At 45.0% G+C, this 21,653-nt stretch carries 14 protein-coding genes; 4 read left to right on the top strand and 10 right to left on the bottom strand.

All coding sequences use genetic code 11. The features are described from left to right. Positions 1-103: 103 nt before the first annotated feature. The 4 genes from QVA83_RS05665 to QVA83_RS05650 form a co-directional block, all read right to left on the bottom strand. Positions 104-4,999, bottom strand: a complete 4,896-nt coding sequence (locus tag QVA83_RS05665; RefSeq protein WP_287498228.1) for a FimV/HubP family polar landmark protein — start codon at positions 4,997-4,999, stop codon at positions 104-106. A 498-nt stretch (positions 5,000-5,497) separates the two neighbouring features. After that, entirely contained in the window at positions 5,498-6,514 is a 1,017-nt protein-coding gene (locus tag QVA83_RS05660) for an aspartate-semialdehyde dehydrogenase (RefSeq protein ID WP_014979671.1), read from the bottom strand. Positions 6,515-6,543: 29 nt separating this feature from the next. Then, positions 6,544-7,746, bottom strand: coding sequence for a 4-phosphoerythronate dehydrogenase (locus tag QVA83_RS05655; RefSeq protein WP_287498227.1), 1,203 nt, complete (start codon positions 7,744-7,746; stop codon positions 6,544-6,546). Positions 7,747-7,969: 223 nt separating this feature from the next. Beyond that, the gene (locus QVA83_RS05650; protein ID WP_039225270.1) at positions 7,970-8,725 is read right to left on the bottom strand and encodes a class II aldolase/adducin family protein; all 756 of its coding nucleotides are present in this window, start codon (positions 8,723-8,725) and stop codon (positions 7,970-7,972) included. Between the two features lie 176 nt (positions 8,726-8,901). Here QVA83_RS05650 and QVA83_RS05645 point away from each other — a divergent pair, with 176 nt between their 5' ends. Both QVA83_RS05645 and QVA83_RS05640 read left to right on the top strand, forming a co-directional pair. Further along, positions 8,902-9,591 carry a Crp/Fnr family transcriptional regulator gene (locus tag QVA83_RS05645; RefSeq protein ID WP_014979674.1) on the top strand — a complete coding sequence of 230 codons (690 nt, stop codon included), beginning with the start codon at positions 8,902-8,904 and terminating at the stop codon, positions 9,589-9,591. An 81-nt stretch (positions 9,592-9,672) separates the two neighbouring features. Continuing rightward, positions 9,673-10,581, top strand: a complete 909-nt coding sequence (locus tag QVA83_RS05640; RefSeq protein WP_139125431.1) for an alpha/beta fold hydrolase — start codon at positions 9,673-9,675, stop codon at positions 10,579-10,581. A gap of 244 nt (positions 10,582-10,825) precedes the next feature. Here the strand turns inward: QVA83_RS05640 and QVA83_RS05635 are convergent, their stop codons facing one another. The 3 genes from QVA83_RS05635 to QVA83_RS05625 all read right to left on the bottom strand — a co-directional run bounded on the left by QVA83_RS05635 (position 10,826) and on the right by QVA83_RS05625 (position 15,454). Further along, positions 10,826-12,049 (bottom strand): HEPN domain-containing protein, encoded by a 1,224-nt coding sequence (locus QVA83_RS05635; protein ID WP_069944558.1) that lies wholly within the window; start codon positions 12,047-12,049, stop codon positions 10,826-10,828. A gap of 331 nt (positions 12,050-12,380) precedes the next feature. Beyond that, positions 12,381-13,595 carry a beta-ketoacyl-ACP synthase I gene (fabB, locus tag QVA83_RS05630; RefSeq protein ID WP_069944560.1) on the bottom strand — a complete coding sequence of 405 codons (1,215 nt, stop codon included), beginning with the start codon at positions 13,593-13,595 and terminating at the stop codon, positions 12,381-12,383. A gap of 293 nt (positions 13,596-13,888) precedes the next feature. Continuing rightward, on the bottom strand, positions 13,889-15,454 hold the full coding sequence (locus QVA83_RS05625; protein WP_069944561.1) for an AMP-binding protein: 1,566 nt from the start codon (positions 15,452-15,454) through the stop codon (positions 13,889-13,891). Between the two features lie 223 nt (positions 15,455-15,677). On the opposite strand from QVA83_RS05625, the gene QVA83_RS05620 reads away from it, so the two are divergent. Further along, entirely contained in the window at positions 15,678-16,952 is a 1,275-nt protein-coding gene (locus QVA83_RS05620; protein ID WP_069944562.1) for a Kelch repeat-containing protein, read from the top strand. Between the two features lie 3 nt (positions 16,953-16,955). Continuing rightward, positions 16,956-19,016: a bifunctional tRNA (5-methylaminomethyl-2-thiouridine)(34)-methyltransferase MnmC2/FAD-dependent 5-carboxymethylaminomethyl-2-thiouridine(34) oxidoreductase MnmC1 gene (gene mnmC, locus QVA83_RS05615; protein ID WP_069944563.1), complete on the top strand. Its 2,061-nt coding sequence runs from the start codon at positions 16,956-16,958 to the stop codon at positions 19,014-19,016. Between the two features lie 125 nt (positions 19,017-19,141). Here mnmC and QVA83_RS05610 read toward each other — a convergent pair whose 3' ends face one another. Genes QVA83_RS05610 through QVA83_RS05600 form a run of 3 tightly spaced genes read right to left on the bottom strand, consistent with a single transcriptional unit; the run spans position 19,142 to position 21,312 of the window. Beyond that, positions 19,142-19,867 (bottom strand): FlgO family outer membrane protein, encoded by a 726-nt coding sequence (locus tag QVA83_RS05610; protein ID WP_061486094.1) that lies wholly within the window; start codon positions 19,865-19,867, stop codon positions 19,142-19,144. A gap of 10 nt (positions 19,868-19,877) precedes the next feature. Next, positions 19,878-20,642 (bottom strand): FlgO family outer membrane protein, encoded by a 765-nt coding sequence (locus QVA83_RS05605; RefSeq protein ID WP_014976893.1) that lies wholly within the window; start codon positions 20,640-20,642, stop codon positions 19,878-19,880. 4 nt (positions 20,643-20,646) lie between these two features. Next, the gene (locus tag QVA83_RS05600; RefSeq protein ID WP_014976894.1) at positions 20,647-21,312 is read right to left on the bottom strand and encodes a FlgO family outer membrane protein; all 666 of its coding nucleotides are present in this window, start codon (positions 21,310-21,312) and stop codon (positions 20,647-20,649) included. Between the last annotated feature and the right edge of the window lie 341 nt (positions 21,313-21,653).

Raw genomic sequence — 21,653 nt, 5'->3', positions numbered from 1 at the left:
AATGTACATCACCTAAAACAAAAACGGCCTGTATATCTTGTAAATATACTGGCCGTCCAAAATCTCAAACGAGAGCGCGGTTATGCGCATAAGAGCAAACTACTTAAGCAATATTCGCTAAAATCGATGCGGCTTCCTGTTTTTGCTCTTCGCTACCCTCTTTCATTACTTCTTCAAGCAACTCTTTTGCAGCGTCCACATCGTCCATTTCAATATAAGCGCGAGCTAAGTCCAGGTTAGCGTTCTGCCCTGCGTCTTTATCTATATCAATCACCGTATCTTCATCAGATACACCTGTGAAGTCAGATAAACTTACATCAAGATCTAGCGCTTGGCTATCCGGGTCAATAGCGTCTGCATCATCGCCATCGTCCATTAAAGCCTCTACATCAAGGAAGTCTTCTGGTGGCGTTTGCGCGTCACTTTCACTGTCGACATCACTAAGTAAGGCGGCAAGATCTAAATCAGGGTTATCGAGTTTAAGATCATCCTCTTGAGCCTTTTCAGTCTCAACGGATTGAGCCTCTTGTTCGTCCTCTTCAATTTCAGTTGGCGTGGCAATATCCAATTCCACATCATCTGGAATTTCAAGGTCGTCTAATGCAAGTTCCGAATCATCTTCTTCAAGGGCGAAAGTATCTTCGTCGTCTTCTTGCTCAGACTCAAAAGCACCATCTTCGTCTAGCTCAAAGGTTTCATCTTCTTCGTCTAGTTCAAACGTATCATCGCTTTCGTCGAATCCAAGGTTGTCGTCACTCCCTTCTAACTCGAATGTGGCTTCATCATCTTCCTGCTCAAGTTCGAAAGTATCTTCACTCTCTGCTGAAGATGCTTCTGGATCCTGACCGTCGTCATCACTTTCAATTTCACTGGTGTCGACATCACTTGTATCAACAATAGCGTCTGACTCAAGACTTTGAAGAAGCTCATCGAATTCCGCACTGTCAAGATCGTCAAGAATCTCGTTGTCGTCTACATGATCGTCGTCATCGGAAGCAGACAGCCAATCATCAAGGCCAGGAACATCGTCAAGTTCGTTAAAGTCTTCTTCGCTGTTCTTATCTGAATCGCTTTGGTTTAAATCAGTTTCTTCAGGTGAACTCGATTCTTCAGCAGCACTAGATTCTGATGATATTTCGTCAACTTCATCTTCACCGTCTACTACACCGTCAATTTCTTGCTCTAATTCAAAGCTTTCTACTTCGTCATACGCAGCGTTTAACAGGCTGTCGTCGTATTCATTACTGTCTTCTGCTGAAGCATCTTCCGCTGGCTCTGTTGGCGCTGAGGGCTTTTCCTGCGCTGATGGCTCTTCTCCCGCTAAAGGCTTTTCCTGCGCTGAGGGCTCTTCCGTATCCATCTGACTGAACGAAGGAATATCATCCATCATCTGTCTTTCAAACGCTTCAATAGCGTCATCTAGTGGATCGTCTGACGTTTGCCCTGCCTTTTCTTCAGCGTCTTCATCGACAGCGTCGAGCTCTGGCTCTACGCCTGTTTCTGGCTGTAGTCCTGCCTCGGCTTCCGTTTCTAGCTCTACTTCATCTTCCGAGTCGGCTTCAGGCTCAGCTTCGAATTCTAGCTCTGATTCTGGCTCTGGCTCAGATTCAAGTTCCGCCTCTAATTCAGGCTCAATCTCAGTGTCTTGTTCTGCATCTACTTCAGTGCCAAACTCTAGCTCTGAATCTAGTTCTGACTCTGGTTCACCTTCGGCTTCCGCCTCTAGCTCTACTTCATCTTCCAAGTCGGCTTCAGTTTCAGGTTCAACTTTTTCTTCTGGTTCCTGGTCTTGTTCTGTTTCAGAATCGATATCCTGCTCTAATTCAGATTCAAGTTCCGTTTCTAGTTCAGGCTCAATCTCAGCGTCTTGTTCTGCTTCTATTTCAGTGCCAAACTCTGGCTCTGAATCTAGTTCTGACTCTGGTTCACCTTCGGCTTCCGCCTCTAGCTCTACTTCATCTTCCAAGTCGGCTTCAGGTTCAGCTTCAGTTTCAGGTTCAACTTTTTCTTCTGGTTCTTGGTCTTGTTCTGTTTCAGAATCGATATCCTGTTCTAATTCAGATTCAAGCTCAGGCTCAGCTTCAAATTCAAGCTCTGACTCCGTCGCTGGTTCAGACTCAAGTTCTGTTTCTAGTTCAGGCTCAATATCAGCGTCTTGTTCTGCTTCTACCTCAGTGCCAAACTCCGGCTCTGAATCTAGTTCTGACTCCGTTTTACCCTGGGCTTCCGTCTCTAACTCTACTGCATCTTCCGAGGCGGCTTCAGGCTCAGCTTTTTCTTCTGCTTCTTGGTCTAGTTCTGTTTCAGAATCGAAATCCTGTTCGAATTCAGATTCAGAATCAGCTTCAAATTCTAGCTCTGATTCCGGCTCCGGCTCAGACTCAAGTTCCGCTTCTAGTTCAGGCTCAATCTCAGCATCTTGCTCTGCTTCTACTTCAGTGCCAAGCTCTGATTCTAGTTCTGACTGCGGTTCACCTTCGGCTTCCGTCTCAAGTTCTACTTCATCTTCAAAGTCAGCTTCTCGCTCAGCTTCTGCTTCTGACTCGCTCAAAGCTTCAGGTTCGAACTCTGAATCTGTTTCATCATCAGGTTCTATTTCAGACTCAAGCTCAGAAAGTAGCTCGTCTGTCAGCAAATCTACATCTTCACTGCTTTTAGATTCTTCAGCTTCTAGTTCAGCAAGTAACTCATCAGTTAGCGGGTCGCTAAAATCATCTTCGCTAGCACCTTCTTCATCACTTTCAGGCGTTTCAAGGTCTACGTCTTCATCGTGAGCTTCAGGACTAACTTCAGGCTCGCCATCCAACTCTGCTTCAAGCTCTGCAAGTAGTTCATCAGTAAACGGATCGTCAAAATCACCTTCCTCATCGGATTGAGTAGGTAAATCGCTAGAAGCGCTTTCATCGAGCTCTTCATCAGCTGAGGGCAGTTGATCCGCTGAAGGCTCTTGATCCGCTGAGGGCATTTGATCCGCTGAAGGCTCTTCAGCAAGCTCATCTTCCGCCTGTAGCTCAGCAATAAGCTCATCGGAAAGAGGGTCACTGAAGTCCGCGTTAGTTTCGATTTCGTCGGTGACTATTTCGTCTAAATCGTCGGTAATGGCATCAAGACTCTGAATAGACTGCGGCGACGGCGAAGAAGTTGTTATTTCTTCCTCAAGATCATCCTCGTCTTCGTCATCTTCTTCACCTAGGCCACCCATCATTTCGATTTGCTCAATTTCATTTAACAAATCGTCGGTGATTTTATCAATTTCTTTATTTTGCTGATTAATCTCGTCGTCGAGCTTGCTCAACATATCCTCATTGATAAGGTCATCATTGCTGTCTAGCTCATCAGTAAGACCTGCATCAACGCCGTGCTCTTCTAGCAAATCGTCAATACTGATTTCAGGCTTATCGTCCTCATCTTCTACGGTTGGCAAAGGTGAAACACTTTCTGTTTCTTCGTCAGCGTCAGATAAATCATCAACCGAGCTGGCAAGCAACGCGTCGATATCGTCTTCATCAACATTGTCAGATTCAGCGGTACCGTTGACCTCAGCCAGTATGTCGTCAGGGTCTATGTCGCCCGACTCATCTAGCTCATCACTCTCAAGTTCTGCCGCGTCTTGGCTTTGCACATCATCAAGCAAGTCATCAATGTCAAAATCATCGTCATCTGTCGATGCAGCCTCGTCAGCAACTTCCGTCTCTGGCTCGCTTTCATCGGCAGAATCTTCATCAAAGATGTCGTCATCCCCTGACAGGTCGAAGCCTTCAAGGTCGTCAGTGTCGTTTTCGTTTAATACTTTATCTGACAGGTCATCGTCATCGAACAGGCTATCTAGTTCACTTTGATCAAGCTCATCATCACCAGCTTCAAACAAGTCATCACTACCATCGTCTGGCACCAACATGTCGTCTTCAAGGTCGGCGAAGGTTTCTAGTTCGTCATCTAGGCTTTCTTCTAAATCTGATGTAAGTACGTCATCAAGTAGGTCGTCGTCATTGAACAAGTCATCATCTGACAACTCTGCTTTATCATCAAAGTCAGGGGCCAGTGCACTTGAAAGATCGCCAATGTCAGAATCAGGTACCGGCACTTCATCGTTATCGGCTGTAATCGTAGGTCCAGCCGCAGGCGCTTCGTCAGGCTTACTATTACGTTTTAGCAGCCACAGGATAAGGCCACCTACTAACAATAGTGACAGAATTGCAGAGCCTATAATTAGACTCAGTGGGCTGGTAAGTGCGCTTAAAAAAGAAGACTGCTTTTCTGCTTCGCGCTGCGCTTGCTCGGCCTTGATCATGTCGAGCAATTCTTGCTGAAGCGCCACTTGCATATCAAGCTGGCTCTTAACATCACCTTCCACTTGTCCACGCAAGGTTTCTAGCTCGCCATTAACAGCCTCAACACGCTCGTACAAACGTCTGTTTTCGTTAAGAATCGCTTCAACATTTTCCAGTGAGGCTGCAAACTGCATACGCAGTTCGTCAAATTGTCGGGTTTGCTCCTGATCCAAGCGAGTGATTTTCTGCTCAATATCAGTTTGGGTTTGAGTTAAGTCTTGTTGATTGACTAAAGGCGATGCAGGCTTGATATTTCTTACGCTACTGCCGGGCTTATTAAGCAATTCAGCAAATGCTCTATCATCCTGCTCAGCGCGCATTTGGGCTTTTTGCTTATCAATTCTGGCAATATAGCGCTCTGATGGTAGCTTTAATACCGCACCATCAACTAATAAATTTAAATTGCCGTTTTCAAATGCGTTTGGATTGAGCTCGTAAATGGCGGTCATAACCTGATATACGCTCAGGTTATTGTTTTGGCGATAGCGCTCAGCAATACGCCATAAGGTATCGTTGGTGTCGATGGGCCCATATTCCAGGCCTGAATACTGATCAGTTGCGTCTTTGGGACCTTTTAAGAAGGTAGCGCGTTCTTGTGCATCAACAGTGATAATAGGGCCAGACAAACAAAGTGTTAGTAAAAGTAAGCCCGTCAAATGCAATTTCATAGCAGTCCTATATGCCCTCAAGCGTCTTTACCACCCGAGACGTATGGGCGGATTTTCTAGCCAATCAGTACGGAAGAAAATATTGGCTTTTATTTTTATTCTTAAGCCACCTTGAAACCATTAATAATCAAGCCAGCGTTTTACAGTCTTTTTGAACTTAGCAGTAAGATTTATTTGCGCTTTATAGAGTTCTTACCCTTCGCCTAAGTATCTGACTGAGTATTGTTTTTAACGTTGTTCTATTCCTAACTTTACAAACTATAAACCAGTTATTAAGGGTGATCTAGTTAGACAGTAGTATTGAAGCGCTCTAATGCTCAAATTTTCGCTAAAAACCGTCATTCAGTAGCTTAGAGTGCTGTCTTTCTATCCCGTTGAATAGTGCCGCTTCATTGCAACAGGTAATGCCCCTTTCATTGCGTATCGGCAAGCACAGAAAAATGTTTACCTTTTCCTGTGCTTATCCGATTAATCAGAGGCTGTGTCTCTGTAGAATACTTATAAGTAGTCGCGAATAAGTGTCTCAGCAATTTGAATGCTGTTTGTCGCTGCACCTTTGCGAATGTTGTCTGACACCACCCACAAATTTAAACCACAAGGGTGAGTAATATCATTCCTGATACGCCCTACATGCACAATGTCGTTGCCGCTAGCACTGCTTACTTGCGTTGGGAATTGCTCATTGCCGTCGTAAACTGTTACGCCTGGCGCATCGGCTAAAAGCTCTTTAACATGCTGCGCATCTATTGGCGAACGCGTTTCAAGGTGAATAGCTTCAGCATGCCCGTAGAAAACCGGTACACGCACAGCCGTCGCATTTACCAAAATACTCTGATCGCCCATAATTTTTTGGGTTTCCCACAGCATTTTCATTTCTTCTTTGGTGTAGTCGTTGTCTTGGAATACGTCGATTTGAGGGATAACGTTAAAGGCAATTTGACGACTAAACGACTCTGGCTTTACTTCACGTGCGTTTAGCAAACCTGCGGTTTGTTTAGCCAGCTCTTCCATGGCTTCTTTACCTGCACCAGAAACTGACTGGTATGTGCATACATTAATACGGTCAATACCAACCGCGTCTTGAATAGGTTTAAGTGCAACCAACATTTGAATGGTTGAGCAATTTGGGTTCGCAATAATATTTCTATTGCGAAACTCTGCCAGTGCATGGGCGTTAACTTCTGGCACCACAAGTGGGATATCTGGCTCGTAACGAAACTCTGAAGTATTGTCGATTACAATGCAGCCTTCCTCTGCCGCTAACGGCGCAAATTTTGCAGAAATGCTGCCACCGGCTGAGAAAAAGCCAAATTGCACTAATGACCAGTCGAAATCATCAGCATCTAATACTTCAATGTCTTCGCCTTTAAACGACACGGTACTACCTGCTGAACGTTTACTGGCAAGCGGATACAAACGGTTTACCGGAAAGTCTCGCTCTTCTAATAGTTCAATCATGGTTTGGCCCACTAAACCTGTGGCGCCAAGTACCGCTACGTCAAACGCTTGCGACATAATGCTTTATGCTCCTAATATTAAAATAACTAAACCAGACTTACGTGAAAGCCCAGTTTGGTGAATGTGTCTTGGATTTGCTTACTGGTGTTTTTTGGCAAGTGTAACGCATAGGCGCTGCACTCGCGACGCACTCTGTATTGCTTGCGCAATGTAGAGAACGTATTTGCTATGTGTGTCTCTGGCGTTTCATTATGGCCTGACGCAAACGCGTTTCGCGTTATCTCATCGTCAATAGCTACATCATACACATTGTGGAATACGGCAATGAGATCATCAACAGACAACCGCGTTGCCTCTGGCGAATTTAACGCAGCTTTGATCGGGTTAGTTTGCTCTAAAAAGTCGCTAAGCACTTTGTCTGGGGCTTTGCCCACTACGTCACAAATTTGCTCGTAAATCATTTGCGTACCGCGCACTTTGCCTTCTACAGAGTGCCCCGCGATATGTGGTGTAACGAACCAAACATAGTCAAATAATGCTGTATTTATGGCAGGCTCATTGTCGAATACGTCGAGTACCACCGTTGGCGCTTTTTCCCCTTGAAGTACGCTAAGTAGTGCCACTTCATCAATAACCTCACCCCGGCATGCATTTATAAGCAGCTGGTTTGATGTTAATCCTTCCAGAAACGCTTCGTCTATCATCTGATATGTAGGATATTCTCCGCCTTTAATAAAAGGCACGTGAAGCGAGATAACATCGCACTTTGCTATTTGCGCTAAGTCTACAAATGACTGACCGTTATGCTCCTTCTTACCAGATTTTGCTAGCGCTTGCTGTAGCGGTGGGTCATACAGACAGTGTTTAACGCCAATTGCCATTAAAATTCTTGATAATGCAGTTCCCACATTACCAGCACCTACTATTCCCACTGTCGCATTATATAAATCGAGCTTTTGGGCTTTTTGCGCGTGCAGCAAAGTACTTAACACGTACTCGGCAACCGCTACGGCATTACAGCCTGCTGCACTGCTATGCATAATACCCACGCTATCTAAATGCGTTTTATCTAGATGATTGGTCCCCGCCGTTGCCGTAGTAACAAACTTGAGCTTGCTAGCGCTGGTCAGCAGTTCAGGGGTAACCTTGGTGGTAGAACGTAGCGCAAGAATATCTACATCGCGCAGCATTTCAGGCACAAGAGATTGCCACGCATAGGTTTCAATCTCACCTACGCTATTAAGATAATCGGTGCCAAACGGAATGGTATCTTCAAGAAGTATTTTCATGGCGCTAAGTGTACCTTAACTTAGGCTTTTAGTAACCCAGCGCCCTTGATTTATCTTATCTGTGATTCGTTTAATTTACGTCATTTTGATGCACGTTTGGCCACAGCATTAAAGAGACGGCGGAAGTTCATACAATCTTTTAAAACGGGAACGCTTAAGCTCGCGTTTTTTGTCCACCTCATCCTTCGCGATCGTGGTGTTTGATAACGTTAACTTTAAATAGTTACTTATCGTATCCAGGGAAACGGCGTTCAACGCGTCGTTTAATACCCGGCCATGCTAACGAACCACCCGCCTGCCGGGTGACTTGATCGGCCTGTGTACGAATGCCATCTAGAATTGCCGAGTGAATTGGAATAAGCGGTTTGCCTGTGGCCTGCGCTTTTAACTGAATTTCACAGGCGCGCTGCATAATAAACATAAACAAGAATGCATCGGGAATATTGTCTGCACAGGTTAAAAGCCCGTGATTGCGCAAAATCATAAATTGGGTATCGCCAAGGTCGCGAACCAATCGCACTTTTTCTTCTGGGTTTAGCGCCACGCCTTCGTAGGCATGATAGGAAAGCGACGCCAGCGGAAAAAGCGATTGTTGCGAGTAAGGCTGCAGCCCTTCTTCTAAAATGGATACCGCCACACCTTCTGCTGTATGCAAATGCAACACGCACTTTGCATCGTCTCTAGCCTCATGAACGGCGCTATGAATGGTAAAGCCTGCTGGGTTAATGTCGTACTCACTTTCCATTACCTTGTTACCGTGAAGATCAACTTTAACCAAGCTTGATGCAGTAACTTCATCAAACATTAAACCGTAAGGATTGATCAAGAAATGATGATCAGGCCCAGGAACACGGGCAGAAATATGGGTGAAAATAAGGTCGTCCCAACCATACATAGCAACTGCGCGGTAGCATGCGGCTAGATCAACACGGGTTTGCCATTCTTCACTGCTAACTTTCGACTTTACTGAATCTGTCATAGCTTTACTCTTTTAATGTATAAATTAATTTCATTTGAGGCGGGAGGGCCCTAGGTGGAAGGCTCGATACCTTGAACGTTTCAATTAAACTTCCACTTACTTTCTCTTACCACCTACATTACGCGCAGTAATTGCTATACACTGTCGGATATACGACATTGTAAGAAATTTGTTAAATGGAAAAATTTAAACCGGTACTCGCTAGCTCTACATGGTTCGGCGCTCTTCCACCCTATTTGCAGGAAGCCATGTTCGACAAGATGCGTCTAAAACACTTAAAAGCTGGGCAGCAACTGCATGCCAAAGGTGAAGACGGTGTCGGTTTTTATGGCGTATGCGAAGGCCGTTTAAGAGTTGTCACTGTGGGCGTGGATGGTCGCGAAATGCTATTTGCGCTACTGGGCCCCGGCACCTGGTTTGGTGAGATATCGATGTTTGACGACCTCCCTCGTACTCACGACAACTTCTGTGAGACAAATTGCACCGTGGCGATTATTCAAAAGAACGCGTTTAAAGCACTGCTTGAACAGTTCCCTGAACTTTACCCGCATTTCACCCGCCTTTTATGCACACGAGTGCGCAGCGCTTTTCAGTTTATTGACTCAAGCGCAGGGCTTAGCCTTAAGCACCAGCTGGTAAAACGGCTTTTAATGCTTACCACCAGTTACGGTCAGCATTTGCCCAAACACAACGCGATTACGCTAACCCTTTCGCAAGAGTCTTTAGCGCAAATGATAAATAGCAGTAGGCAAACGGTGAATCAGTTATTAGGTGAACTTCAACAAGAAGGTTTGGTAAAACGGCATTACGGGAAAATCACTATTCCCGAGCCAGATACCTTGTTTAGTCGTTACCAGTTTATTTAACCGAAATAACTAGCTGAATTGCTAAAGAACTTGTGGAATATTAATAAAGTCGTGGAAACGCAAAGAAAAGGAAAGTTCGCGTTGAAAATTTTATCTGCCAGCATAGTTTTGCTTTTATTAGTCGGTTTTCTATATCAGTCATATTCAAGCTATGTCGATTCCACCTCTTTTGACAAGCGTGGAGAAATGATAGATATCGGTGACTATAGCCTGTATGTCGAGGACATTGGAACAGGAAAAGTTACCGTAATTTTTGATGCTGGTATGGGTGATGACTCATCAGTCTGGAACAAAGTAGCAGAGGAAGTCTCACAGTTTTCTCGGGTTATTACCTATGACAGAGCTGGACTTGGGTGGAGTGAGGAAAGCCCGCACGATAGAGACAGTAAAGTCATTGTCGCTGAACTTCACTCGGTTCTAAAAGACAAAGATATTACTGGACCAATTATCCTTGTAGGCCATTCATTTGGTGGGGTTAACATGCAGCGCTATGCCCTTACCTATCCTGAATATATAGCCGCTTTGGTGTTGGTAGACTCTGCCCATGAAGATCAGATAGAGGAGATGCCTCAAACGAATTATCTTCAAAAATACCTTTTCAAATTTGGAATGTGGGCAGCCCCTGTCGGTATTCCCAGGTTGTACCTTTCCAACATTAACCCAGAAGAAAAAGCTAAAAAAAGTACAACCAAACATCAATATACCAGCTTAGATGAAGCCGAATACTTTCCAAGAAGCCTTAGCGAATTAAATGAGTTAACGCCTAACTATGGCGATATGCCCTTGGTGGTTATTGCGCGAAATAAAGCGTCTTCTGAAATAGATAACACGAAAGCTAGAGACCTGGTATGGGCGACCTTGCAAGAAAACATTGCCACGCGCTCTACCAATAGCACAATTATTTTTTCAGGGGCGCGTCAGCATTCCATTCACAAAATGCAGCCTGAAATTGTTATTGAAGCTATCCAAACATTAGCCGAAAGCCTTTAACTAATACGAGAATTACGTAGCGAAACGTCTTCTGAACATTTTCTGAAAACCTAGTAATGACACAACAGATGTCCACTACTACCAACGTGAGCTTACGGTTTTACTAAATCGTATATGGATTTGCACCTGATGGGATATGTTGAGGACCTACATTCGACTGCATCTTTGAGGTCTGCTCAAGACAAGGAAAAGACGGTAAAAAAAATCGCTAGTAGTAATCTATAGAGTCTGTTGGTAATCATAATTATCGAAGTAAAATTAACTCTTTATCGAGATCACTTATCCCACCAAGCTCAATAATTTCCAAAATACAGAGTGAGAGTATTTTTGAAGTCTCATTTAGAATTCGTTTTGGCTCAATTTTACCTATGTCCCTCACCTTGTACTCGTCTTTAATTTTGGCATTATGTACCGCATCAGAACGGATACTGTAAAATGCTTTGAGTTGATTATAATTCTGTACCCTTTCTTCATAGACATCTGAAGATAATCTTGAGCCTAAAAGGCGCACTTGAAGGGAAAGTTGTTCTGAGCTCTCACTTTTGGTCAAGATAGACTCTGCGCACATTCCTAAGTCTATAGCAGCATCAACGGTATCGTTAACATTCATAGCTGATGTTTTGCGTTTAATTGCTAGTTCTATTGAGCCCTGAGTCGCTTCTGGCAGCCTCTCAAACTTTTCAAGCAATATCTGCAAACAGTTCTTATCAATCAATTGGAGTGTTTCTGAGTAAAATGGTCTTTCAACCTGCAAAAATGTTGTTTCATTGCTATCTATAAAACCTGAGCAGGGGGTCGATTCTTCAAACACGCACCACTCCTTCTTTATACAAGCCGCCACCTTTCTTGTAAAAAGTGACAGAAAAAAAGACTTTAAAAGATGACTCTGACTTATCTCAAAAAGCTGATCTTGTGTAACACTCTCAGTGCCTTCGTAACTGCTAAAATTTAAAACATTGCACTCGACTCTCGTCACAATGTAAGCAGGTACCTCACCATGAAAATCCCTCGACTCACCGCGCCAACATAGGTTCATCCTTTCACGTACGCCTTCAGGTAACCCTTCAAATGTACATAAGTACGTTCTCTTATCAAAATAGTATGTTTCACTGGGCATTACTCCCTCGACTAACGATATAACGTATAGAGGCACTATGGGTTTTTCTATAAAATCGAGAAATAATTGAAGTGAGACCTTTGCTCCGACATTGTTAGCTTTGGTACACAACCACTTTGCAAGGTCGAAAGGCGATACTGATTTATGGCTATTAGGTGTCCCCCAACTCCTTTCAAAAACTTCAGAGTAATCCTCTTGGAGAATATCCATTAGTTTTATAGTATGTTTTGAGAAACCTTCTCTTATAAGCCAATCCCGCCACGCAAACATTGGACTTACTGATGATTTAAAGTGTTCGTCCAAACGACACAGATCGATGAGGTTTATTAATTCCTTGTGAGAAGTCTCCATTCTGATTCCATCAAATTGCTTTTTTCAAACTATCCCAAAATCTGCTTTTCCCCACAAGTAAAGTTGGCTAAAACAAACATGCTAAAACAATTAGACCACAATTCACTCTTTGTCACCGCGTGATCACAAATGTGTCAATGACTGCAATACGTAGAAAGCCTCAAATTACAATCACTTATGCGGCCTCTTCTAAAACCGCAGGTTTAATCAAAAAAACAGCAACAAAAAAGGGCGTAAACACAAGCACCCACGGTGCTCAGGTTTACGCCCTTTTGTCTTTTTTGAAACTCTTAACTGAAGCTAAAAAGCTTACTGGTTCAAGCGGTTTTAATTAACCGTTATAACGCTGCATAACAAGCGTTGCGTTAGTGCCGCCGAAGCCAAAGCTGTTAGACATAATAGTGTTTAACGTTGCTTCACGTGCTTGGGTAACAATATCTAGCCCTTGTGCCGCGTCGTCCAGTGTGTCGATGTTAATTGATGGCGCAATAAAGTTATGCTCCATCATCAACAAGCTGTAAATAGCTTCGTTTACACCCGCAGCTCCTAGTGCGTGACCTGTCAGTGACTTGGTTGCACTAATAGGTACGCCCGCTTGGCCAAACACTTCTTGAATCGCCGCAAGTTCCTTCACGTCACCTACAGGCGTAGATGTGCCGTGGGTATTCAAGTAATCGATTGGAGCATCGATATTTTGCATTGCCATTTTCATACAGCGAATTGCGCCTTCACCCGACGGCGCAACCATGTCGAAACCGTCTGATGTAGCGCCGTAACCTACTACTTCGCCGTAGATTTTTGCGCCGCGTGCAAGCGCGTGCTCAAGTTCTTCAACAACAACCATACCGCCGCCGCCTGAACTTACAAAGCCGTCGCGTGCTGCGTCATAAGTACGTGATGCCACAGCAGGATTGTCGTTATATTTAGAGCTTAGTGCGCCCATAGCGTCGAATTGGCTTGATAGTGACCAATGTAATTCTTCACCGCCACCGGCGAATACTACGTCTTGCTTACCAAGCTGAATAAGCTCTAGCGCATTACCAATACAGTGGGCACTAGTTGCACACGCAGAGGCAATTGAATAGTTCACGCCACGAATTTTAAACGGTGTCGCTAAGCAAGCCGATACCGTAGATGCCATACAGCGGGGAACCATATATGGACCAACACGCTTAACGCCCTTTTCGCGAAGAATATCAGCAGAAAGCACTTGGTTTTCAGAAGACGCGCCACCTGAGCCAGCAATAATACCCGTGCGCTCGTTTGAAATGTCGCTTTCTTCTAAACCAGAGTCTGCAATGGCTTGTTGCATCGCCACGTATGCGTAGCCTGCCGCATCGCCCATAAAGCGCATAGCTTTACGGTCAATATGGTCTTTCAAATCGATGTCGATGTTGCCCCAAACTTGGCTGCGAAGGCCCATTTCGGCGAACTGTTCCGAAAATGTAATTCCAGACTTACCCGCTTTAAGTGAAGCAAGTACGTCTTCTTTATTTACGCCGATGCTTGATACGATACCAAGACCGGTGATAACTGCTCTTCTCATAGTTTACCCTTTGCGTTGTTGCGGCTTATGGTAACGATTTTGAATGGTAAAGTGGTCTGCTCTGCCAATTGCCATACTCAAATTATCCAAACTTCAGCGTTGCAATACCTGTTTCAATTCTGGGCTTGTGTGTATAAACAGGTAGTTTCCCACTTCCCTTCTTTTTCGTTTCTGCCGTCTTTGTCTAAGCTTTCTTGTTCAGAATATTTCCAATGTAGCACGAATGCACAGGGTCATGACCAGCGTTAATTTATACCTTCATAAAACCTTCAAAATAGCTTTAGCGGTTTCTTTTATTGACAAAAGTGAGCTCTAAGTTTGTTCTTAAATATTTTACCCGTATCTTCTCTAGGCAGGGCATCGAGTATTTGCAACATTTTAGGCCACTTGAACCGCGCCAGTTTGCCATCTAAATACCCATGTAGCGCATCAATCGACAGCGCATTGCCGGGTGAGCATTGAACAGCCACCACCACTTTTTCACCATACTCAGCATCAGGCACACCGAATACCGCACAGTCTGCAACCTCAAGCATTTCGATGATGACGCTTTCTATTTCAGCAGGAAATATATTGGCGCCACCTGAGATGATCATGTCTTTTTTCCTATCGCAAATATATAAGTAGCCATCTTCGTCCACATAACCCATATCGCCTAATGTCGTGAATTCACCAACATGTAAGTCGCTTTGCGTGCCCGTAGTATTGGTATATTTGAATGGCGCGAACATGGAAAGGTGCGCATATATAACGCCAACACCACCTACTTCGCACTCCTCTTTATCGTCGCTCAGTATTTTAATCGCGGCACCGGGAATGGGCTTACCCACAGAATTTGGCTTATCTAATGCTTCTTGAGATGAAATTAGGGTCATAAAGCCTAATTCACTAGCACCATAAGATTCATAGAAAATTGGACCAAACCAGTTAATCATTGCTTCTTTCACATCGCTTGGCAGTGCGGACCCGGTTGATAAGGCAAATCGCAAACTTGAAGTGTCGTATTTGCTTCTTATCGACTCGGGTAGTTTAAGTAGCCTCACCATCATAGTGGGAACAATATAGGCGTGAGTCAGCTTAAACCGCTCTATGTCTTGTAAAAAGCGTTCGGGGTCGAATTGAGGCTCAATGTATACATCAATATTACCCGCTGCTAAACAGCAGAGCGTAAGCGCGTGTGGTGCACTGTGATAAAGCGGTGCCGAGACGAAAAAGCGATCACCTATTGATAGCTGCATTAACGCTTCAGACAGCCCTTTAAATATTAAATAAGGGTCTGGCCGCGTTAGGTCTTCATCTCGCTTAATACCTTTGGGTTTTCCGGTGCTGCCAGATGTGTAGGGAAACATGCCCTTAAAGCGTTTTGGCGGTTCATCGTGGCGCGTTGCGTTTGGGGCAGCTAATAGCGTATCAAGACACTGGTACTGTTCCCCAGTTTTCGCCTCTGATGCTAACAGTGAATTATCTGTTAAATGATAGCGCTCTAAAATGCTTTCCGGCGTTTTAATCGTGTATATCACTGACAAGGTGGAAACTTGTAATAAGGTTTGGCGGTCATTCTCCCCCTTTAATAAATCGCGATGAGCGAACAGCACTTTAGCGCTGCAGTCGTCTAAAATAGGCAGAAGTTCGGCAACAGGGCTGTGCCAATTAAGCAGAACATAGCGCGAACCCACATATCGGCATGCCTCAACTATTTCAAATATATCGACATGGTTTCGCATAAAAATAGCTACCACATCGTTATCGCACACACCTTGCTCAGCAAGTGCACGTGCTATGATACGTGCACGATCATCCATTTCGTCTCTAGTGCGTTTGCAAATGCTTTGACCACATTGGTGAAACACGCCCGCCATACCTTCTCCCTGAACTATCTTCAATAGACTTAGCGCTAAATTTAACAAAATATTTACAACAACAATTAAATAAACGTATTGTTTTTACTGATAGATTGTTATTTGCAGAAGCAATATGAAAAGAAGAGTTTTAAGCAGGCACAAACTTTTGCGGAAAAACAAAAAGGTGACAGGTAGAATACGCGGCCAAACGTTCGAAATTTAGATAAACCTGAAGATTGCTGTGTTATTAAAAAAGCTAAGACCTCTTGCTCTACGTATATTCCAAAGTGCGGCACCCCGACTTTCTTTCATGGTGGCTGCCTTTATCATTGCTTCTGCAGCGACTGTCTCAGCAACAGCTACGCCTATCGCCCTCCCCGCGCTACCAGAGCCAGTTTCAAACAATGCCGTAGCTTCTGTAACCATAGACGACACACAATATGTATTTAGTTTTATGGGACTGGGCAAAGGCAAAACCCATAAAGACGTGCACAACCGTGCTTGGCAGCTTCCTATTGATAGCAAAGATAAACCTTTGCAGTGGCAAGACCTTCCCCCAGTTCCATCCAGCCTTGCACTAAAAGGTCGTTTGGCTTCCGTAGCAGTGGGCGTTAATGACAGCGTTTATATTTTTGGCGGTTACACGGTTGATGAAGATCACAATGAAATTAGTACGCCAGATGTATATAAATACGCTCCTGTAACTGGGGAATATACGCTATTAACGCCTATGCCCGTCCCTGTTGATGATGCAACTGCTTTAGTCTACCAAGACCGTTACGTGTACTTAGTTTCTGGCTGGCACAACGATGGCAACGTAAATCTTGTGCAGGTTTACGATACGCAAACCGGCCAATGGCAACAGGCGAGCCCTTTTCTTGGCAATCCGGTATTCGGGCAAGCTGGCGGCATCGTTAACAGCACTATGGTAATTTGTGACGGCGTATCAGTAACACCTCACAGCGATAAACGCCGCAGCTTCGCGCCAGAAACAGCCTGCTTTAAAGGTGAAATTGACAAGGAAAATCCATTCAAAATTGATTGGCGTACGCTTGACCATCCAACGGGTACTGCACGCTATCGCATGGCGGCAGCGGGCGATAAGGACACCAGTAAAATCTATTTTGTTGGCGGCTCGACTAATCCGTACAACTACAATGGCATTGGCTATAACGGCGAGCCTTCAACTGCAGATGACGCCATCTGGATCTTTGATATTGCGGAAGAAACCTGGGTTATATTAAAAACAGATGCTGAAGTGCCTACAATGGATCACCGCGGGTTAATTAACGTTAATGGTTCTTGGAGCACCATTGGCGGTATGCTTGGCGCACAGCTCGTGACCAGTAAAGTAATCCCGCACTTTTCAACACTCGCAGAAGTGTCTTGTTTATCTAAAAGGCAGGCTAGCTCTGACGTTTCAAAACAAGCATCGGATGGGCAAGCTATTGAAGTAGTGAAAACTGCTACCAATTCAAAGTGCCAACACAGAAACGACATAAACGGAGAAAAATAAACAGTGAAATCTAAGCATGCACAGGTTCATTTTAATGAGAGCGGTACGCCTGTCGCCGACCATTTTGACGACGTTTATTTTTCTAACGACAGCGGAATTGATGAAACCCAACACGTTTTTGTTGCAGGCAACGACCTTGCTGAGCGCTGGCAACAGTGGCGCAACCCTACTTTTGTCATCGCCGAAACAGGTTTTGGAACTGGGCTGAACTTTTTGGTCGCCATGCGTGCCTTTAACGAATTTAGAGCAGCGAACCCTGATCATCCGTTAAAGCGCCTGTATTTTATTACCACGGAAAAGTTTCCACTGCCTCAACAGGATATGCAGCGTGCGCTAGAAGCTTTTCCTGCTCTTAAAGACGAAGCGCAAGCACTCGCCTCACTTTACCCCATGGGCCTAGAAGGTTGTCATCGCCTTCATTTTGATAACCATTCAACCACACTCGACTTGTGGATTGGTGATGTTCACGAACTTCTACCTCAGTGGCATTCCCCTGTAAATGGCCTCATCGATGCCTGGTTTTTAGATGGTTTTGCACCAAGCAAAAACCCTGATATGTGGACCGATGCTCTGTTTAGCCAAATGGCTCGCTTGTCAAAAACAGGTACAACATTTGGAACCTTTACCGCCGCAGGCATCGTAAAACGTGGGCTAGCTGGTGTGGGTTTTACCATTAAAAAACGCAACGGTTTTGGCCGTAAGCGCGACATGTTGACCGGCGTTTTTGACCAAGACCATGAGAATGTGCAGCATAAACTTCGCCTGCCTGCTGGCCCCTATTACAGGTACGTTAACGGCAGTTTAGATAAAACAAGCAAAGTCGCAGTAGTAGGCTCCGGCCTTGCAGCAGCTACGGCATGCCTGGCTTTAGTAAAACGCGGCATTTGCACTACTTTGTATTTTGATGGTGACACCCTTGCAAGCGGCGCTTCTGGCAACCCGCAAGGCGGCTTTTATCCGCAGCTCCATAGCGAAGCAAGTATTGCCAGCCGCATTCAGGCGCACAGTTTTTTGTATGCTAGACAAGCCTACGACCATACTGTTGAACATGCAAAAGTCTGTGGCCTAGCCGACGTTGCCCACGATTTCTGTGGCGTTATTCAACTAAGCTTTAACGACAAGGTAGCAGAACGTCAAAATAAACTGGCAGCAGCCGACGTATGGCCTGAAGCTTTGATTAAGCCGGTGAACAGCAAAGAAGTGAGCGATATCGCTAACCTAGCTCTTCCCTACTCTGGCTTATACATTGGCCTCGGTGGTTGGCTTTCTCCTCCGCAGCTAGTTACTGCCATGATTGAAGAAGCACTTCAAAGTGGCAAACTCACGCTGAAACCCAATCATACTTATGTATCTCATGAAGCAGTTGAGACAACAAAGCAGCAGGTGCAAATTCGTTTTAATTTAGATAGCGTTGAGAATGAAGAAGTTATTACTGCCGATCACCTTATCCTTGCCCTTGGAGCAGGTGCGGTAAACGCTAGCGATTTTGACAGCCTGTCCCTTCGCCCTGTTCGCGGCCAGGTTGAAGCTATTCCCACCCAAATGCCAATTGAACAGCTTAACACTGTGTTGTGTCACAAAGGCTATATGACACCTGTATTCGAAGGTCGGCACGCGTTAGGTTCGACCTACGTTAAAAACGACTTAAGTACCGATGTGAGAAGTGACGAAACTGAAATGAACCTCGCCACACACGAACAGGCGCTGGCAAACACCGACATCGTGCAAGCATTACAACATGACGGTAAAGCCAGAGCGGCTACGCGTTTAGGTTCACCCGACCACCAACCTGTTGTCGGTGCACTACATAATTTTGACTCATTAAAAGAACACTACACTATGCTAGGCGTGGGCAAACCGTTGACTAGCGCGCCAGTGTTACCAAGCAGCGTAGTTTCCACCCTTACTTGCTTAGGGTCGCGAGGGTTAACCACAGCGCCTTTAATGGCAGAGGTCTTGGTGAGCAGTCTATGTAAGGAGCCGCTACCTTTAAGCAACGATCTGCTTAATGCTGTAAACACAAGCCGCTTTATGACTCGCGAAGCAATAAGAAGTCAGGGTTAATAAACGGAGAGGTCTTTGTGAAACTTCTACTGTGCCTAGACACAAAAGATCGGACGTTTAGAGGATTTAAAGCGAACATGAAAGGAATTCGCTTTGAAAAAACAGAGCCCAGTGGAAGTAAATGGCTAGTTTACGCTAGCCATTTTATTTAAATCCATCACGATAAACGCAGGAATGTATACGTTGGCGCTTGCCACCACTTGTTTATTTTCCAGCGACACGATACGGGCGTTTACGCGGACGCCTCTGTCATCTTCAATGATAGTGCCTGTTACAACATGGTCCATTTCAACCTGTTTAGCGAGTGCAGTACCATCTCGAGTAAGTACGAAATCGCCAATTGGCGTTACGGTAATGCCACCTGCAAGCTTAAAGTCGACAACCGCTAACCCAAAGTCTTGTAGCTCGGCTATTAGATACTCTGAAAGCTGATTGCCTAACACGGTGCTGTCGCTCAACGACTGATTAAGCCTCACAAAACTCGCCACACCCACCATATCTTGCTGCGTAAGACGGGTTGCATTGTCCATTAACTCCATCGCAAGTTGCGAGGCGTAATCATTTAAGCGCTTGTGCGTTTGTGAAGGGGAATAGGCATGGTGTAGTGGGTCTTTATAGCCGGGTTCGACTTCCACGTGCTGTTGATATTGTCTATCGCGAGAATCTGGTGAGTACTCCAGCCCTGAACGGCTTGGTACAGGTACTGGCTCGGCGTGATGAGTAATTTCACCGTCTTCACCTAACCAAAATGAGCCAATAGACTCTGTGCTAGTGCACCCTGTCATACATACACTCAGCATTACGCCAACGGCTGCCCAACTGCTTGACACAAGCTTCTTTGTATACACCATGCTGAAACTCCTAGCCGCGACTTAGCTTAACGCCATCGCGCATACCGTTTTGCTGGCTACCGTCACTTGGAATAAGTGCATCTACTACGTAGAACGGCACTAACATTTGCGCAGTTGCCACAACTGCGCGCGACTCCATGCCCAAAATACGAGCGTTAACTAACACGCCACCTTGGTGCTTTGTCATCGTTCCCGTTAACACGTATTCAATAGGAAGGCTGCTGCTCAATTCCAGATAGTCTCGGCTTAATACAAAATCGCCATCGTCAGTAATGCGAATATATTCAGTGGCTTTGAAGTCGATAACCGGCACGCGGAATTTATGCAGTTCGTGAACAAAAGATTCCGCCATCTGACGACCAAGCAAATCTGTTTTCTGCAAGTCAGTATCTAGCAGTGCGAAATGGGTTACACCAATAGGTGTCTTGTTATTCACATATTCCATATTGGCAATTAAGTCTTGCGCCATGTTCTTCACATAGTCGCCAATATGCTTGGTTAGAGGTCGACCTTTATACGCGCCCTGTACACTCGAATACAAAGGAGGTTGACCGATAGCGCCGTACGCGTCCATACCCTGAGACTGGGTATCAGTGGTATTTTCAACTGGCTTTGAGGGAGCGCGGTCGGCGGCAGTAATATCAATCACGTTCATGGCCGGGCGCTGAGGCGCTTGTTCGGCTACCTCTTCTTCCCCCATCATCATAGAGCACCCGCTGACGCTTAGCAGTGAAGCACAAAGCGAAAGCGCCGCGTATTGATTTCGTCTTTTCATGGGGTTACCTCGTACCTTCAGTTCTGTATAACTTGCCGTTTCTGGTGGTTACTTGTTCTTCGCGCCAAAACAGTTCGGCAGGGAAAAAGCGTGTTGCTGCAGCGACAATGTTTTTATTTCTAGCGTTGATAATTCGAGCGTTAACCACCGCGCCAGACTCTTGATACACCATAGTGCCGGTTATATAAAAATCGACGCGCTCAATGTTGGAAAGCTGGTCGATATCGCGGGTTAATACTCTGTCGCTTTCGTTACTAACAATTATATCGTTCGAAAGCTTAAATTCTTGAGTAGAAAAGCCTCTTTTCGTGGCCTCAGTAATCATTCCCTGTTCAAGTTGATGGCCCAACAACATTAGCGGATGTTGGTGATCGGCACTGTATTTCATAGTATCGGCAGGTACAAAGCCAACTACCGCATAGCGAGACTGACGTGCTGGACCCACATCAGCAAAAAGTTCGTTTGCCAACATATAGGTATGGTATTCCACATTCCCCAATGCCGATACGTCGCTGGCATCGGTTTGCGCAAATTGACTCTTAGGTTCGTCAGATGAAGAGCAACCAGAGAGTAAGCCCAAGAGAAGCGCGGTATATGCCAAGGCTTTCGCGACTAAGCGACCATTTTCTGTCAGCAAAGCGTGAGAGACAGGTTTTGTCATACTTTTCATTACACATGTCCAGTGAAAAACGTCAAATTTCTATCGGAAAGAAGCAAAAACTCATCGAAAAACAGTGATCAGCTACTACGCAAACCGACATTTTCAGTGTCTTTAGACAGGCTTTTGCAAAATTCACACCAAAGAGAGACTACAAGTAGCATTGAGAACGCTACTTTTAAGCGTGTTAGATAAGGCGGCTAATTTCAGGGAGATATAGTTTTTCAGTGCTGAAGGAATTTAATATCCATCGCCATCCAATTCATGAAAAGCGGAGGCGACTTGCCGCCTTAGGACAGAAAGCTGCCGATAATTAAATAGGCAATGATCACAATGCCAAGTGATTAAAAAAC

It is taken from the genome of Alteromonas sp. AO-Serp (assembly GCF_017849675.1).
Lineage (GTDB): Bacteria > Pseudomonadota > Gammaproteobacteria > Enterobacterales > Alteromonadaceae > Alteromonas > Alteromonas macleodii.
This window is presented reverse-complemented; position numbering and strand designations above follow the sequence as displayed.